This is a genomic window from Streptomyces sp. NPDC060064, assembly GCF_042736455.1.
Lineage (GTDB): Bacteria > Actinomycetota > Actinomycetes > Streptomycetales > Streptomycetaceae > Streptomyces.
Genome location: NZ_JBHWWF010000003.1, coordinates 27,824 through 43,657 on the forward strand (window position 1 = coordinate 27,824; position 15,834 = coordinate 43,657).

Here is a 15,834-nt window from a genome sequence, read left to right on the forward strand (position 1 = left end):
GTCACAGCCGGCACAGGTGGAGTGGCCGGTTGTCCCTACTCGAGGCCGGAGACCTTGAACACCGAATGAGCCGTCTCACCGTCGATCCTCCGCGACAGCTGCCGCAATGCCGTTGCCCCGCACAGCAGCGTCCCTCGGTCCAGGGAGGTTCGGGCGCCCGCATCGAGCAGACGCCAGAGCTGCGGATTGGCAATGAGCACATGCGGGTCCAGCTCGACCCGTCCGCCGTCGAGGTCGCGCAGGACCAGCCGCTGCGCGACGCCGTCGGACCAGCGCACCGCCACCAGGCAGTCCGTGCGTACTTTCCGTTGACGCAGCAGGCCGCGCGAGGCCAGCCAGCCCTCGCCGGCGGTCACCCGCGGCGGCAGCAGCACGACGAACAGCAGGATCGCGAGCCCCGCCCACAGGGCGGCGCGCAGCATGGTGAGGCCGCCGGAGCCGCAGTCGATCACCAGCAGCAGGCAGAGGAGCAGCGCTGCGCCCGCGGCTGGCCGAGTTCCGCGCCTGAGCTTCCGTGTCCGAGTGGTGTCAGAGAGTCGTCAAGGTCGACGGTTCCGGTGGCCGTACGGGGTCTGCGGACGGACTCTGTCGCCCTGCTCGTCCAGCCGGCGGTGGTCAACCTCCTCGACATGTCCCGCCTGCAGACCGGCACGGTCACCCCGCTCATCCGCGAGATCGACCTGGACGAAGTCGTGCCGATGGCGCTCGGCGGCGTACCGGAAGCAGCCTGGTCATTCGAGGGTCTGTTGGAGGCTGATGAGGAGCAGGGCGATGTCGTCGACGGGGGTGGGGGCGTGCCGGATCAGAGTGTCGGCCATGGCATCGAGGTTGCCTGCGTCTGCGTGTTCGAGGAGTCCGGCGAGCGCGGCGATGGCGTCGTCGGGGTCGACTCCGGGTTCTTCGATGAGTCCGTCGGTGTAGAGGAGGAGCACGCAGCCGGGCGGCAGGGGGAGCTCCAGGGCCGGGTAGTCGGCTTCTGGGTCGATGCCGAGCAGAAGGCCGGGAGGAACGCGCAGGACTTCGGTGTGGCCGTCGGCGTGGCGCACCAGGGGCCGGGGGTGGCCTGCGCTGGCCAGACAGACGGCGTGGCGGGCCAGGTCGAGGTGGGCGTAGAGGCAGCTGGTGAACAGGCCCGGGTCGAGATCGATGAGCAGACGGTTGGTCCGGCTGAGGACGTCGCCGGGGGGCGCGCCGATGGTGGCGTGGGCGTGGACAGCGGTGCGGACCTGTCCCATGAGGGCGGCGGCGTCGATGTTGTGGCCCTGGACGTCGCCGATGGCCGCGGCGGCGGTGGTGTCATTGAGGCGGATGAGGTCGTAGAAGTCGCCTCCGACTTCCAGGCCGTGTCCGGCGGGCAGGTAGCGGGCGGCCACGTTCAGGCCCGGGATGTGGGGGAGGGTGTGGGGCAGCAGGGCGGCCTGGAGGCGGTGGGCGACGTTGTGCTGTGTGTCGTAAAGGCGGGCGCGGTCCATGGCCTGACCGATCAGTCCGGCCAGTGAGGTGAGGACCGCGCGTTCGGTGGGCGGGAAACGTTGGGGCCGGTCGTAGGCGAGGACGAGGGAGCCGATCGTGCGGCCGGAGGCGATCAGCGGCAGAAAGGCCCAGGACGCCATGCCGTCCTCATCCACGGCCGGAGGGTAGGCGCGCTTGAGGTCGTCGAAACTGGCGACGAAGCTCGGGACGCCGGTGGCCAGCACGCGGGCAGCGGGGATGTCCGACGTCAAAGGGATGGCGTCGAAGTGGTCCATGAGTGCGTCGTCGTAGCCGCGGTAGCCGAGGATCTTCAGACGGCCCTCCTCCGCGGCCATCAATGCCATGGCCTGCGCCCCGAGTGCGGGCAGGAGCTGGTCGGCCGTCTGGTCCACGACGTCCTTCACACCGACGGCCTCGGTGAGTGTGGCGGCCAGGTGCATCAAGTGGTAGAGCACAGTGGCGCGGCTCGGTCCGGCGGCCGACGCGGGCTGGGTGGCAGGACTGTCCTCGGCGGGGCTGCTGGGGGTGATGCGGACGCTGATGCCGGAAGTGTCCGGATACAGTTCGAACGACAGCCACGTATCAGGCGGGCGCAGCGCGGTGAACGCGGTGGGCAGCTGGCCGACCAGCGCAGCCCGGTACCGGTCCTCGACTTCGGGGACGTCCATCCACGGCAGCGCCTCCCAGGGCCGGGCGCCCAGCAGATCGCCGGCGTCGGCTCCGACGAGGTCGGCGGCCTCTGCGGTGATGAAGGTGATCCGGCCGCTCAGGTCCAGCGCACAGGACCCGCCAGGCAGGCGGTCGATGAACGCAGCCATCTCCTCGGCCGGTCCCAGTGCGCGGCCGGGCGCTGGGACCAGGATCCGCGGCCGGTCCTGCGGCACCAGGTCGCCGTGATCGGCAACCTCCCGCAGGATGCGGCCCAGACGGTGGCAACCTGCGTCAATGGCGTCACGCTCGCCGGGGCTCAGCTGCGGCGGATGCGCCCCCGGCCACAGCAGCACCAGCCCGCCCCACACCGTGCTGCCGGAAGCCAGTGGGGCAGCAGCCAACGCAAAGTCATAAGGCAGCACGAGCGACAATCGCGGGTAACGGCGAGCCATCTCCTCCATGCCGACGACCCAGACCAGGCGCCGCTCCCGCACGGCGTCCGCCACCGGAATCGGATTGGCCAGCCCCACCCGTGTCCACGGAGCCGCGATCTCACGCGGAGTCCCCGTCACCGCCGCCAGCCACAGAGCGTTCCCGCCCGGCGGCAGCACATACAGCATGCCCCTGGACGCGACGCTCTCCCGCACCACGTCCACCAACGCGGCGTCCATCAGCTGCCTGCCGGGACCCGCATCGGCAAGGAAGCCGACCCGGTTCTGGCTCATTCAGCCTCCCCGGGCATCGGCCGGCGCAGAGCTCCGCCTCCGACCGAAACGCGCCCTGGCCGCCACACCACTGACGCCCAGGCTCGTCCCGGTCTCCGCCCAGCTCGCACCGGCCTGCCGGTCGGCCGGCACCGCCGAGCGCACCAGCTGCCCCGCCCACTGCGGAACCTCGGCAACCACAGCACAAGGACACCCGCCGGCCGGCCCCGGCGGGCGGCGGCCACGTCCCGCCGACTCCGGCAGGGCTGCGCCTCGCCAGCCACACCCACCATCACCCATATACGGACAATACGTCCGCCCCATCGCGACGACACGCGGAGACCGGCGCTCAAGGGGAAGCGGGAGCCGTCCGCCCTCCTTCCGGGCCCTACCGCTCACGCGGGCCTCGCGGCGGCCCGTGCTCCGATTGCCGTGGCGCGGCGCAGCTCAGCCGACGTGGACGCGGGGTCGCTTCGACCGGTTGGGTTCGGCCTCGCGCAGGACTTCGCGAGTGACAGGGGCGACTTCGCCCTGGCCGAAGAGGAAGAAGCGGAGGAAGTTGGTGAAGGGGTTGCCCTCGGTCCATTCGAAGTAGACGTGCGGCTGCTGTCCGGTTTTGTCGCGTACGTGCAGGAGCAGGGCGGCCAGGGCGTTGGGGATGGAGGAGGACTCCAGGGTCAGGACCCGGTAGCGGCCGTGCAGCACTTCGCCGCGTACGTTCAGGCTCGCCTCGAACTCCGAGGGGTCAAGGACGGTCACCTCGACGAAGACGAAGTCCTCCTGGGCCGGGACGTCGTTGTCCGCCCGGATCTGCTCGATCTTCTCGCGGTACTCGGTGATGTCACGGTTGTCGGGCTCGTTGGCGATGAACCGGATCCTGCGGCTGGCGACGTCCCGTACGAACCGCTCGGCCATGTCGTCCAGCGTCACGCTGGTGACACGCAGCTCGAAGGCGCGGGCGAGCCGCGACAGGAGCGAGACGAGGATGATCCCGGCGATGAAGCAGGCGCCGATCTTCACACCGTCGGGCCGTTCGATGACGTTGAGGACGGTGGTGTAGAGGAAGACCGCCGATATGACGGCGAAGGCGATCGTCCAGTTGCGCTGTCGGGCGCGGTGGGCGGCGATGGTCACCGCGATCGCCGCGGAGCAGATGAGCACCAGTACGCCGGTGGCGTAGGCACCGCCCTGGGCGTCGACGTCGGCGTCGAAGATCCAGGTGACCAGGAACGCCACCAGGATGAAGACGATCACCATGGGGCGCACGGCGCGCGCCCAGTGCGGGGCCATGCCGTACCGCGGCAGGTAGCGGGGCATCAGGTTGAGCAGTCCGGCCATGGCGGAGGCGCCGGCGAACCACAGGATGGCGATGGTGGCGACGTCGTAGACCGTGCCGAAGACGTCTCCGAGGTATTCGTGCGCCAGATACGCGAGCGCGCGCCCATTGGCCTCGCCGCCCGGCTCGAACTCCTTTGCGGGGATGAGCAGGGTGGTGATGAAACTGGTGGCGATCAGGAACACGCTCATGATCAGCGCGGCGGTGGTCAGCAGCTTCTTCGTGCCGCGGATACGTCCTGCGGGCTTCTCCTCGGTTTCGCCGGCATCGCCCTCGACGTGCGGCATGACCGCCACGCCGGTCTCGAAGCCGGACAGGCCCAGCGCCAGCTTGGGAAACACCAGCAGCGCCACCCCGACCATGGCCACAACGTTTCCGTGCTCGGCGGTCAGTGCGCTGGACCAGTCGGTGACCACGTGCGCGGCGGTGGCGACGTGCCACAGGCCCACGACCACGACGACCGCGTTCAGGGCCAGGTACAACCCGACCAGGACGACGGCTACGCCGACCGCCTCCAGGAAGCCCTTGAGGAACACCGCTCCCAGCAGCGCGATCAGCACCAGCGTGACGACCATCTGCTGTCCGTGCAGCACGCTGGGCACATGCGGATTCTCCACCAGGTGAATGGAGGAGTCCGCCGCCGACAGGGTGATGGTGATCAGGAAGTCGGTGGCGGCGAAGCCGAGCAGGGTCAGGACGAACAGCTTGCCCTTCCAGAACGACAGCAGGCGCTCCAGCATGGCGATCGAGCCCTCGCCGTGCGGGCTCTCCTCGGCCACCCGCCGATACACCGGCAGCGCGCCCGCCAGGGTCACGATCACCAGCACGATCGTGGCCACCGGCGACAGCAGCCCGGCCGCGAGCGCGGCGATGCCCGGCTGATAGCCGAGTGTGGAGAAGTAGTCGACGCCGGTCAGGCACATCACCCGCCACCACCGCTGCCCCTTGTGCGCGGGCGCGGGTTCCGTCTCGGCCTGCGGCCCCTGCTGGTGCCTGGCCATGTCGGACAGGCCCTCCAGCATCCAAGCGCGCAGGCGCTGCCGTGGGGTGACGGCGGAATCGGAAGCCGCAGGGGCTGGGCTGGCCACCGGGTACTCCTGTCGTATGCAAACGGAAATCAGCCATCGATGGGACGGCGCAGTCAGCGTACGCAACGCCGCCCATGGGTGATTCGGCTGGTCACGGCAACTCGATGCGAGCCTCGGCGCCCCGGGATGCGGCCTGGACACATCGAGCCATGGAACGCTGACCCGCTCATGCGTGAGCCGTGTGCGCACAGCTACGGCGCCCCAAGTCCCGCAACCGGCCACCCACCATCGAGCGACACGGCGTCAGCGCGGATCAGCCTGAGGACGTCGACCCGTCCCTGCCCGGCGCCCGCGTGCACCCCGTCGCCCTCTACCGGGTCCTCGCCGTCAAGCGCACCGGGGAGCACACCTTCGTCGCCGTCGACGGCGGCATGAGCGACAACCCCAGGCCCGCGCTGTACGGGGTGCGGTACGCGCCCCGGCTCATCGGCCGCCCCTCATCGGTCCCGCCCCGCCTTGTCACTGTGGTCGGCCGGCACTGCGAGGCGGGCGACGTACTGGCGGACGGTGTGCCACTGCCCGGTGACGTACGCCCGGGCGACCTGCTCGCGGTACCCGCGGCCGGTGCGTACCACCTGTCCATGGCCTCCGGTTACAACCTTGTCGGCCGCCCGCCCGTCGTCGCCGTCTCCGACGGCCAGGCACGGATGCTCATACGCCGTGAATCGCTGGACGACATGAGCCGCCGGGACATCGGCCTGTAGCGCCAAACCCCTCCCCGAACCTCCGCCGGGCTCCCCTCGGCGGAGGGCAAACCAGGGGTGGTGTCCGGAACCGACCTCCGATCGGTGCCGAGCGAAGCCTCCAAGTTGCCGTGCTGGGGGCTTTCGTATGCCTGGCTCCGAGTGGACCGGATCGAATCCGGGTCCGAAACTCAGTGGTTACCTCTGACTGCCTCCGATAGCCTCTGAAACCCGTCCTAGCAGGTCACAGCCGTTTCAGCCCGTCTAAGCGAAGGTCAAAGAGGTACGTCGGATGTTCCTGACGATCAGTACGACCGGTACCCCCGAACGTCCCGCCACCGACCTCGGCTTTCTGCTGCACAAGCATCCCGACAAGGCGCAGACGTTCTCCACCTCGCACGGTACGGCGCATGTCTTCTACCCCGAGGCGTCCGCCGAACGCTGCACGTCCGCGCTGCTGCTGGAGGTGGATCCGGTGGCGCTGGTGCGGCGCGGCAAGGGCAAGGGCCGTGGTGGCGCGCCGGATTCGGCGCTCGCGCAGTACGTCAACGACCGGCCGTACGCCGCGTCTTCGCTGCTGGCCGTCGCGTTGAGCACCGTGTTCAAGAGCGCCCTGCGGGGTGTGTGCGCCGCGCTGCCCGGGCGCGCCGAGGAGCCGATGCAGCTGCGCGTCGAGGTGCCCGCGCTGCCCGCGCGCGGTGGCGCCGAGCTGGTCCGAAAGCTCTTCGGGCCGCTGGGCTGGGCCTCGGTCGAGGCGGAGCCGGTGGCGCTGGACGCGAAGTTCCCCGAATGGGGCGACTCCCGCTACGTACAGCTGGTGCTCGAAGGGGAGCTGCGGCTGGCCGACGCGCTGCGGCAGTTGTACGTCCTGCTGCCGGTGCTCGACGACGCCAAGCACTACTGGGTCGCTCCCGACGAGGTGGACAAGCTGCTGCGGGCGGGCGAGGGCTGGCTGGCCGAGCACCCCGAGCAGAAGCTGATCACCAGCCGCTATCTGTCGCGCCGCTGGGGGCTGACCCGGCAGGCGATGGAACGTCTTGAGCTGGTGCGGCTGGCCGAGGCCGACGACCTCGAGGTCGAGGACGTGGACAACGCAGTGGACGAGACGACGGACACCGAGGAGAAGCCGGTGCCGCTCGCCGAGCAGCGGCGGGACGCGATTCTTGAGGCGCTGCGCACGGCCGGGGCGAGCCGGGTGCTCGACCTGGGCTGCGGGCAGGGCCAGTTGGTGCAGGCGCTGCTCAAGGATGTGCGCTTCACCGAGATCGTCGGGGTGGACGTGTCCGTGCGGGCGCTCACCGTCGCAGGGCGCCGGCTGAAGCTGGACCGGATGGGTGAGCGGCAGGCCGCGCGCGTCAAGCTGCTGCAGGGTTCGCTCACGTACACCGACAAGCGGCTCGGCGGGTACGACGCCGCCGTGCTGAGTGAGGTCATCGAGCACCTCGATCTGCCGCGGCTGCCCGCGCTGGAGTACGCGGTGTTCGGGTCCGCCCGGCCGCAGACCGTGGTCGTGACAACGCCGAACGTCGAGTACAACGTCCGCTGGGAGACGCTGCCCGCCGGGCATGTGCGCCACGGCGACCACCGCTTCGAGTGGACGCGCGCGGAATTCCGCTCCTGGGCGCACGCCGTCGGCGAACGGGACGGCTACGGAGTCGAGTTCGTCGCCGTGGGGCCCGACGACCCCGAGGTGGGGCCGCCCACCCAGATGGCTGTCTTCACCAGGAGCGACGAGACTGAGAAGGCCAAGAACACCGGCAGGACCCGAAACACCGGCAAGACCCCGAACACCGACAAGAACCGGAACACCGACAAGACCGAGGCCGAGAAGGAGGCGAAGGCCGCATGACCAGTACCACTCCGACCACCGCGCCGGCGAAGCGCATGCTCCCGGTGACCGACCTGTCCCTCGTCGTCCTCATCGGAGCCACCGGCTCCGGCAAGTCCACCTTCGCCCGTAAGCACTTCAAGCCCACCGAGGTCATCTCCTCCGACTTCTGCCGCGGGCTCGTCGCCGACGACGAGAACGACCAGAGCGCGAGCGGTGCCGCGTTCGAGGTACTGCACTACATCGCGGGCAAGCGGCTCGCGGCCGGGCGGCTGACCGTCGTCGACGCCACCAGCGTGCAGCCCGAGAGCCGCCGGCAGCTTGTGCAGCTGGCGCGCCAGTACGACGTGCTGCCCATCGCGATCGTCCTCGACATGCCGGAAGAGGTCTGCGCCGAACGCAACGCCGCACGCCCCGACCGGGCCGGGATGCCCCGCCATGTCATCCAGCGCCACCGGCGCGAACTGCGCCGCTCGCTGCGCGGACTGGAGCGCGAGGGCTTCCGCAAGGTGCACATCCTGCGCAGCGTGGAGGAGGTCGAGAGCGCCGAGGTCGTCCTCGAGCGCCGCTACAACGACCTCAGGCACCTCACCGGCCCGTTCGACATCATCGGCGACATCCATGGCTGCCGCTCCGAGCTGGAGACCCTGCTCGCCAAGCTCGGCTACCAGGACGGTGCTCATCCCGAAGGGCGTACGGCGGTCTTCGTCGGCGACCTCGTCGACCGGGGACCCGACAGCCCCGGTGTGCTGCGCCGCGTGATGAGCATGGTCGCCGACGGCAATGCCCTGTGCGTGCCCGGCAACCACGAGAACAAGCTCGGACGCTGGCTCAAGGGCAGGAACGTCCAGCACACGCACGGACTCGCCGAGACCATCGAGCAGCTGGAGAAGGAGGACGACACTTTCCGCGAGCAGGTGCGGGAGTTCATCGACGGACTCGTCAGCCACTACGTACTCGACGAGGGCAAGCTCGTGGTCTGCCACGCCGGTCTGCCGGAGAAGTACCACGGGCGCACCTCGGGACGGGTCCGCTCACACGCGCTGTACGGCGACACGACCGGCGAGACCGACGAGTTCGGCCTGCCCGTGCGCTACCCGTGGGCGGAGGACTACCGAGGACGGGCAGCCGTCGTCTACGGGCACACACCCGTGCCCAGCACCTCGTGGATCAACAACACCATCTGCCTGGACACCGGAGCGGTCTTCGGCGGCAGGATGACCGCGCTGCGCTGGCCGGAGCGCGAGCTCGTCGACGTACCGGCCGAGAAGGTCTGGTACGAGCCGGCCAAGCCGCTGACCACCGAGGCGCCGGGCGGCCGCGAGGGCCGTCCCCTGGACCTCGCCGATGTGCAGGGCCGGCGGGTTGTGGAGACCCGGCACATGGCGCGTATCGGTGTGCGCGAGGAGAACGCCGCGGCGGCGCTCGAGGTCATGAGCCGTTTCGCCGTCGACCCGCGACTGCTCGCCTATCTTCCGCCGACCATGTCGCCGACCGCGACATCGAAGGAGCCCGGATACCTGGAGCACCCGGCCGAGGCCTTCGCCCAGTACCGGGCGGACGGCATCGCCAAGGTCGTGTGCGAGGAGAAGCACATGGGCTCGCGGGCGGTGGCGCTCGTCTGCCGTGACGCCGTGGCCGCGCGCGAGCGGTTCGGGGTCGACGGCCCCACCGGCGCGCTGCACACCCGTACCGGACGGCCCTTCTTCGACGACCAGTCCGTCACCGAGGCGGTCCTCGACCGGTTGCGTACGGCTGTCACCGCGGCCGGCCTGTGGGACGAGTTCGGTACGGAGTGGCTGCTGCTCGACGCCGAGCTGATGCCCTGGTCGCTCAAGGCGGCCGGACTGCTGCGCTCGCAGTACGCGGCGGTCGGCGCCGCGTCCGCCGCCGTCTTCCCCGGTGCCACGGCGGCTCTCGAGGCTGCCGTCGGGCGCGGCGTCGATGTGGACGGACTCCTGGCCGAGCAGCGCGAACGCGCCGCCGACGCCGCCGCGTTCACCGACGCGTACCGGCGCTACTGCTGGACGACCGAGGGGCTGAAAGGGGTGCGTCTCGCTCCGTTCCAGATCCTGGCGGTACAGGGGCGTTCGCTCGCCGCCGTACCGCACGACGAGCAACTGGCGTGGCTGGACCGGCTGGTGGAGCATGACCCGACCGGCCTGCTCCAGGTCACCCGGCGCCTCGTCGTCGAGACCGGCGACGAGGCCTCGGTCGGCGCCGGTGTCGACTGGTGGCTGGAGATGACCGGCAGAGGCGGCGAGGGCATGGTCGTCAAGCCGCTCCAGGCACTCGCGCGCGACGAGAAGGGCCGACTGGTGCAGCCGGGCATCAAGGTCCGCGGCCGCGAATACCTGCGGATCATCTACGGCCCCGAATACACCCGCCCGGAGAATCTGGAGCGGCTGCGCAACCGGTTCCTCAACCACAAGCGCTCGCTGGCGCTGCGGGAGTACGCGCTGGGGCTCGAGGCCCTGGACCGGCTGGCCGACGGCGAGCCGCTGTGGCGGATTCATGAAGCGGTCTTCGCGGTGCTCGCACTGGAGTCGGAGCCGGTCGACCCGCGGCTGTAAAAGGGGCGCACAGGTGCGGTTGAGGGGGCGCACGGTTCGTTCTCGTTGACGTCTGTCTCGACGAGCACCTAGCGTTTTCACCCCACCGCGTGACGCGATTCAAGCCATCGATTCTGGTGCTGAGGGCGCCACGTGACGTGGGAGGAAGAGCACACCAGCAGATCGCGTGGTCCCCCGGAAAGGGCCAGTTGGATCGTTGTGGGGGAACGATGAGTCTGTTCGGCCAGGACCGCTCGTTCCTCGACGCCCTCACCCTTCAGGACCGCCGTGCGCTGCTCGGCGCGGGTGCACCGCGGGCGTACGAACCCGGTGACGTGATGATCCGCGAACGCGACACAACGACGTATGTGCTGGCGCTGCTCTCCGGATGGGCCGTTGTCTCGGTCGAGACGGAGCGCGGCGCCCGGCTGATACTCGCCCTGCGCGGTGCGGGCGAGGTCGTGGGCGATCTCGCCGCCGTCGATCAGGGGCCGCGCAGCGCCACCGTCACCGCACTCGGCCCGGTGGAGGCGGTGGCCGTGTCCGGAGTCCGGTTCAGGGGCTTCCTGGCCGCCAGACCGCACGCCACCTCGCTGATCATGCGCCAGCTGAGCACGCGGCTGCGCAGCGCGGACATCGAGCGCCGTTCCCTCGCCTCCGGCACCGTGCTGCAGCGGCTCGCCGCCCGGCTGGTGGAGCTCGCCGAGCGGGCCGGCCGCCGCGGCGACGACGGCACCGTTCTGCAACTCCCGCTGCCGCAGCACGACTTGGCGGCGGCCATAGGAGCGACCCGAGAGGCGGTCGCCAAGGCGCTCCGCCTGCTGCGGGAGCAGGACGTGGTCCGTACGGCCAACCGCCGGGTGATCGTCACCGATATGCAGGTGCTGCTCCTCCTCGCCCAGGGCCGCGGGCAGCCGCCCGGGACACAGCCGCCCGAGAAATCTCCGCCGGCTGTGTAAACCGCTACATCGCCGGCCGCCGCGCGCGCCCAGAGTTGACCTGTCACCAAGCGCCACAGCACGCAGGGAGTCCTAGTGAGCAGTGCGGGAGCCGTCCACAGACTGGTGATCTTCGGAGACGCCTGTGGATCGGGGAAGTTGGGTCTGGAAGCCAAGAAGCGGATGCGCTCCGCCATGTACGAGGCGTTCACCGAGGCGCACGCGTCCGTCGGTATCGAGCCGGGGCGGGTCCACCAGGAGGACAGGGGGGACGGCATCCTCGTGGCCCTGCGGCCCGAGGTGCCGCCGACCCTCATGGTCGGCCGGTGGGTCGACACCCTGTACGAGAGCTTGCGGGAACTCAACGACGGCAGCGCACGGCCACTGCGGTTACGCGTCGGCATGAACGCCGGCCTCGTCCTCGACGACGGCAAGGGCCTCGTGGGACGTGCGGTGGATCTTGCCTGCCGGCTCTGCGACAGCCCCACGGCGAAGCAGATCATGACCACTGCCGACAAGGCTGACCTGCTGATCGTGGTCTCCGACTGGCTGTACGTGAATGTGGTCGCCGAGGGCGGGCGCTACGTCGAACCGGGTCACTACCGCCAGGCGCCGGTCCAGTACAAGGAGACCGACGAGACCGCCTGGTTCCACATACCCCGCTGGCCCGAGCCGCCGCTCGGCGACCGGGCGGCGGAGCAGACCGGCGGTGGGCCGGTGAAGGGGGACGGCCCACCGCCACCTACGTCCGCCGGCCGGACACCCGGCGACCCGGTTCCGGGCGCCCCGTCGCCGATGGATCAGGACTACGCGGATCCGGACCACGCGAATCAGTACAACGCCCAGGGAGACATGCAGATCTTCAAGGGCAATGAGATCCGCGGCGGATTCACCGGCATCAACAAGGGCCGGGACCGCTCCGCCCGCGGCGAGGGAGGCGAGGCATGAGCGACCAGGACGACTCCCCGCCGCAGGACGAGAAGAACGAGGAACCGCAGTCACCGCCGCCTTCCGGTTCGGAGAACAGCGGTGCCGACACAGCGGAGCAGCAGCCCGAGGCGAACCCCTTCGAGCAGGCCGGACGCAACCCGCTGGGCGGCTCGGGCGGCACCGGCGGCGCCGGCACCGCACACGCCGCGCGCCGAACCTTCGCGCCGGGCCGCGCCGAACGCACCTATGAGATCCGCGGCGACGGCCAGGTATTCGAAGGCAACTACTTCATCGGCCAGTTCGGCCCCGACAGCAGCCCGCCCGTGGTCCAGGGCTCGGTCCCGCTGGAGGCGCTGAAGCACCTCGCCGACGTCTACTGCGAGGCCTCCGGCTACCACCGGATGAAGCAACTCCTGCGTACGGACGGGCTTCTGGTGCTGTGTGGCGAATCCGGGAGCGGCCGTAAGGCCACCGCCCTCGCCCTGCTCTCCGAACTGGCGGACAATCAAGTGACCCGGCTGGATCCGAGCCACGCGGTGCACGAGATCACCGAGCAGATGATCGAAGCCGGGGCCGGCCATCTCCTGGAGCTGCCGCCGGACGACGGACGCCGGGAGCCCGAGCGCCACCGGGGCGAGACCCGCAAGGAGCCCCGCAGGCCCAGCCGCCTCTCCGAGCTCCACCTCGACAGGTTCAGCGAACTGCTGCGCAAGTCAAATGCGTACGGAGTGGTGCTGGTCGAGAGCGGAGACCTGGCCGACCGACTGCTCCGCGGCCGCTACGGCATGTACTGCCCGCCCGCACCCGCCGAGGAGGTGCTCCACCGTCATCTGCGGGTGCTGCTGAAGAGTGAGCCCGAAGGCGCCCTCGACAGCGCGCGGGCGCTCGCCGGGCGTTCCGATGTCACCGAGGCCCTCGGCCTCGACGAACTGCGGCCCCGCGAGGCCGCACGGCTCGCCGACCATCTGGCCCGCCGTCAGAAGGGGGAGCTGACGGACGAGCAACTGCTCGACGACTGCGCCACTTTCGTCCGGGCACAGGCGCGGGCGTGGTTCGCCGGGGCCGACCGGCCCGGCATGCTTCCCGAGGCACTGCCGACGCTGAGCGCCGCCGCCTTCCGGATCGCCGTGGCCGTGTTCAACGGCTCCGCCTACAGCCTTACCGCGGAAGCCGCCGAACTGCTCGCGTGGGAGCTGGCGGTGACCCTGGACCCGGAACAGCCCGTGGGACGCCGGCTCTTCGGCACGCACGCCGAGATCCGCCCGATGGTCGCCCGGTCCGTACTGGAGGACGGCGAGATCGACCTCGGAGACGCCCGGGTCCCGATGCGCGCCATCCGGTTCCAGGGCGAGAGCCTGGCCACGGCCGTGCTCCGCGAGGTGTGGCACGGCTACCACAATGTCCGCGGCCCCATGGCGCGCTGGCTGCGGATCCTGTGCGACGACCCGCGCCCCGAGGTATGGGTGCGCGCCTCCATTGCGGCAGGTGTTCTCTGCTCCTGGGACTGGATCTACGGATTCGGTGAACTGGTGCGCCCCATGGCCGCACTGGACAACCCCGTACCGCAGATGGCCGCGGCGACGGCGCTCGCCGAGGCGGCGCGCGACCCGAAGGTACAGCCGGCGGTCAAGTCGCTGGTGAAGGACTGGGCGAAGAGCGACGACGACGCCCTGCTCGCCACCGCCGTGCTGGCCCACGGCTATGTCCTGCCGGCCGGCTCGGTCAGCGCCTCGCTCGACGCGCTGGTCAGTGTGGTGCGCAGGCAGGATGACGACGACGTCGACGTGCTCGGCACGGCTTCGTTCAGCGTTATGAGGCTGCTCGCCTCCGGGGAGCCCGAGACGGTGACCGGCCGGCTCGCCGACTGGCTGAAGGACGGGCGCCGAAAGCTTGCCAATCTTGTGCTGATCTCCATGATCGGGACGCTCACGATGCGCACCACCTACCTCTGGGGTCTGAGGGAGGTCCCGGAACTGGAGCCGTACGACGCACAGCCGCTGCTCGTCGCGCTGCTGGCGACCCGGCCGCAGCTCGCGCCGGAGCTGGCGGCCCTGCTGCGGCACACCCTCGCCACCGCCCGCGCCGGCGAGACGGCGCTCGACGAGTTGGGCAGCCTGCTGCGCCGGGCCTCGCGCAACGAGGAAGCACTCCGGCTGGTCTGTGACTTTCTCCCGCTGCTCGCCGAACAGCGCCGGGACCGCGACCGGCTGAGAAGTCTGCTGGAGGACCTCGTCAGAGACCGCGACAGGCCACTGAACAGGGCCGCGGCCAGCCGGATGTGGGACGCCGTGGGAGAAGGAGCCGATCGATGACCACTCCCGGGGCCGACGAGGGGCCGAAGGCGGCACAGCAGCGCCAAGGACAGCAGCGCCAACAACGGCAGATGCAGCAGCCGGGGCAGAACTGGGCGCAGGAACGGGAACTTCGCCAACAGCAGCGCCCGGAGCAGGAAAGGGAACAGCACCGGGAGCGTCCGAAAGGGCCGCTCGTACGGGAGTGCTCGCCGCCGTACAAACGCCGGAGCGGCCAGATCGCCGCGGTGGTGATGTACGGAAACGGCGGGCACAGCGTGGTGTGGCCGGAGCGCCGCGAGAACCACCAGAGACAGTGGCTCAGCCGGGCGTACACCGTGTTCGAGGTGCTGCTCGGCCGGAACGTCACCGAATTCGACCTCCGGCTGCCCGCCGCCGGCGACGGAGTCTTCTTCGACGCGTCGGCGAAGGTGCACTGGGAGGTCACCGACCCGTATCTGGTGGTCACCCAACGGGTCTGGGACGTAGCCGAGTTGCTGCACGACGAACTCCTCGACGGGCTGCGCGCGGTATCGCGGCGCTTCGCACTCACCGAGGCACAGCGCGCCGACGAGGCGGTGCGCGACGAACTGAGCGCGGGCCGGCTGGCCCTGGGCCGCGATCTCGGCCTGCGCACCCGTGTCCATGTCTTCATCGATCTGAGCAAGGTGGTCCAGAGGAAGGTCCAGCAGCGGCACGAGGTCGATCTGGACATGGCCAAGGACGAGCGCATGGCGGAGGCCCAGCGGCGCAAGGACGCCCATGAACGGCGGCTGGTCGCCGATCGGGCGCGTGAACTGGAGATCCTGCTGCGGAGCGGCGAAGAGGCCGAAATCGCCCACCACATGGCGCAGAACCCGGACAAGCAGTGGGAGATCCGTCGCGCGATCCGGCAGGAGCGGCGTGAGGGCCAGGCCGACTTCCTCACGGTGTTCAACCGGCTCATCGACACCGGGGTCCTGGAGCGCCATGACATCGGAGAGCCGATGTACGAGGTGCTGCAGTACCTGCGGGAAAGCACCGGTGGCGTGCTCGGTGGCGTCGTCGACCGAGTGCTGCCCCAGCGCGGGCCGCAGCGACCCGCGCTCGGGGAAGCGCCCGCGCGACCGGAGCCGGACCGGCCCTCCTGGGACGCGGAGGGAGCGAGCACGGGCGGCAGCCCGGCCGGGAGCGACGACCCGCCGCATGTGTACGAACCGACCCGGGTCGAATCCGCGGCGGAACGGGACCCGGAGGAGCGCCGGCCGTCCCGGCCCCGTACGTCCAGGCCCAGTGAGGCATTCGACGACTGGGACGACGAATGAGCTCCGGCGCCTTACGGCCAGGACCGGACCGGCCCGGACCGGAGGATGTCCGCTTC

Annotated in this window: 9 protein-coding genes and 1 pseudogene; 7 read left to right on the forward strand and 3 right to left on the reverse strand. The window is 70.3% G+C overall.

The annotated features are described in order from the left end of the window. Positions 1–35 precede the first annotated feature (35 nt). The 3 genes from ACFWDI_RS04460 to ACFWDI_RS04470 all read right to left on the reverse strand — a co-directional run bounded on the left by ACFWDI_RS04460 (position 36) and on the right by ACFWDI_RS04470 (position 5,186). The gene (locus ACFWDI_RS04460; RefSeq protein WP_385301271.1) at positions 36–452 is read right to left on the reverse strand and encodes a hypothetical protein; all 417 of its coding nucleotides are present in this window, start codon (positions 450–452) and stop codon (positions 36–38) included. A gap of 279 nt (positions 453–731) precedes the next feature. Then, the gene (locus ACFWDI_RS04465) at positions 732–2,795 is read right to left on the reverse strand and encodes a SpoIIE family protein phosphatase (RefSeq protein WP_385301627.1); all 2,064 of its coding nucleotides are present in this window, start codon (positions 2,793–2,795) and stop codon (positions 732–734) included. Positions 2,796–3,275: 480 nt separating this feature from the next. Further along, positions 3,276–5,186, reverse strand: a complete 1,911-nt coding sequence (locus tag ACFWDI_RS04470; RefSeq protein ID WP_385301628.1) for an amino acid transporter — start codon at positions 5,184–5,186, stop codon at positions 3,276–3,278. 368 nt (positions 5,187–5,554) lie between these two features. Here ACFWDI_RS04470 and ACFWDI_RS04475 point away from each other — a divergent pair. The 7 genes and pseudogenes from ACFWDI_RS04475 to ACFWDI_RS04505 form a co-directional block, all read left to right on the forward strand. Then, positions 5,555–5,956 (forward strand): annotated as a pseudogene (locus ACFWDI_RS04475) (diaminopimelate decarboxylase family protein); the annotation flags it as partial. Positions 5,957–6,227: 271 nt separating this feature from the next. Further along, positions 6,228–7,784, forward strand: a complete 1,557-nt coding sequence (locus ACFWDI_RS04480) for a 3' terminal RNA ribose 2'-O-methyltransferase Hen1 (protein WP_385301273.1) — start codon at positions 6,228–6,230, stop codon at positions 7,782–7,784. Then, positions 7,781–10,336 carry a polynucleotide kinase-phosphatase gene (locus ACFWDI_RS04485; RefSeq protein WP_385301275.1) on the forward strand — a complete coding sequence of 852 codons (2,556 nt, stop codon included), beginning with the start codon at positions 7,781–7,783 and terminating at the stop codon, positions 10,334–10,336. Before ACFWDI_RS04480 ends, ACFWDI_RS04485 begins: the two co-directional genes overlap by 4 nt. A gap of 209 nt (positions 10,337–10,545) precedes the next feature. Then, positions 10,546–11,274 carry a Crp/Fnr family transcriptional regulator gene (locus ACFWDI_RS04490; protein WP_385301276.1) on the forward strand — a complete coding sequence of 243 codons (729 nt, stop codon included), beginning with the start codon at positions 10,546–10,548 and terminating at the stop codon, positions 11,272–11,274. Positions 11,275–11,349: 75 nt separating this feature from the next. Continuing rightward, positions 11,350–12,201 carry a hypothetical protein gene (locus ACFWDI_RS04495; RefSeq protein WP_385301277.1) on the forward strand — a complete coding sequence of 284 codons (852 nt, stop codon included), beginning with the start codon at positions 11,350–11,352 and terminating at the stop codon, positions 12,199–12,201. Continuing rightward, entirely contained in the window at positions 12,198–14,495 is a 2,298-nt protein-coding gene (locus ACFWDI_RS04500; protein WP_385301279.1) for a hypothetical protein, read from the forward strand. Before ACFWDI_RS04495 ends, ACFWDI_RS04500 begins: the two co-directional genes overlap by 4 nt. Next, positions 14,492–15,778 (forward strand): hypothetical protein, encoded by a 1,287-nt coding sequence (locus tag ACFWDI_RS04505; protein WP_385301280.1) that lies wholly within the window; start codon positions 14,492–14,494, stop codon positions 15,776–15,778. Before ACFWDI_RS04500 ends, ACFWDI_RS04505 begins: the two co-directional genes overlap by 4 nt. Positions 15,779–15,834: the final 56 nt, after the last annotated feature.

What these genes read in the sequence shown, in the direction of transcription:
- ACFWDI_RS04480 (WP_385301273.1), top strand. Translation starts at nt 6,228, where the DNA reads ATGTTCCTGACGATCAGTACGACCGGTACCCCCGAACGTCCCGCCACC.
- ACFWDI_RS04485 (WP_385301275.1), top strand. Translation starts at nt 7,781, where the DNA reads ATGACCAGTACCACTCCGACCACCGCGCCGGCGAAGCGCATGCTCCCG.
- ACFWDI_RS04470 (WP_385301628.1), bottom strand. Translation starts at nt 5,186, where the DNA reads ATGCTGGAGGGCCTGTCCGACATGGCCAGGCACCAGCAGGGGCCGCAG.
- ACFWDI_RS04500 (WP_385301279.1), top strand. Translation starts at nt 12,198, where the DNA reads ATGAGCGACCAGGACGACTCCCCGCCGCAGGACGAGAAGAACGAGGAA.
- ACFWDI_RS04490 (WP_385301276.1), top strand. Translation starts at nt 10,546, where the DNA reads ATGAGTCTGTTCGGCCAGGACCGCTCGTTCCTCGACGCCCTCACCCTT.
- ACFWDI_RS04465 (WP_385301627.1), bottom strand. Translation starts at nt 2,795, where the DNA reads ATGGACGCCGCGTTGGTGGACGTGGTGCGGGAGAGCGTCGCGTCCAGG.
- ACFWDI_RS04505 (WP_385301280.1), top strand. Translation starts at nt 14,492, where the DNA reads ATGACCACTCCCGGGGCCGACGAGGGGCCGAAGGCGGCACAGCAGCGC.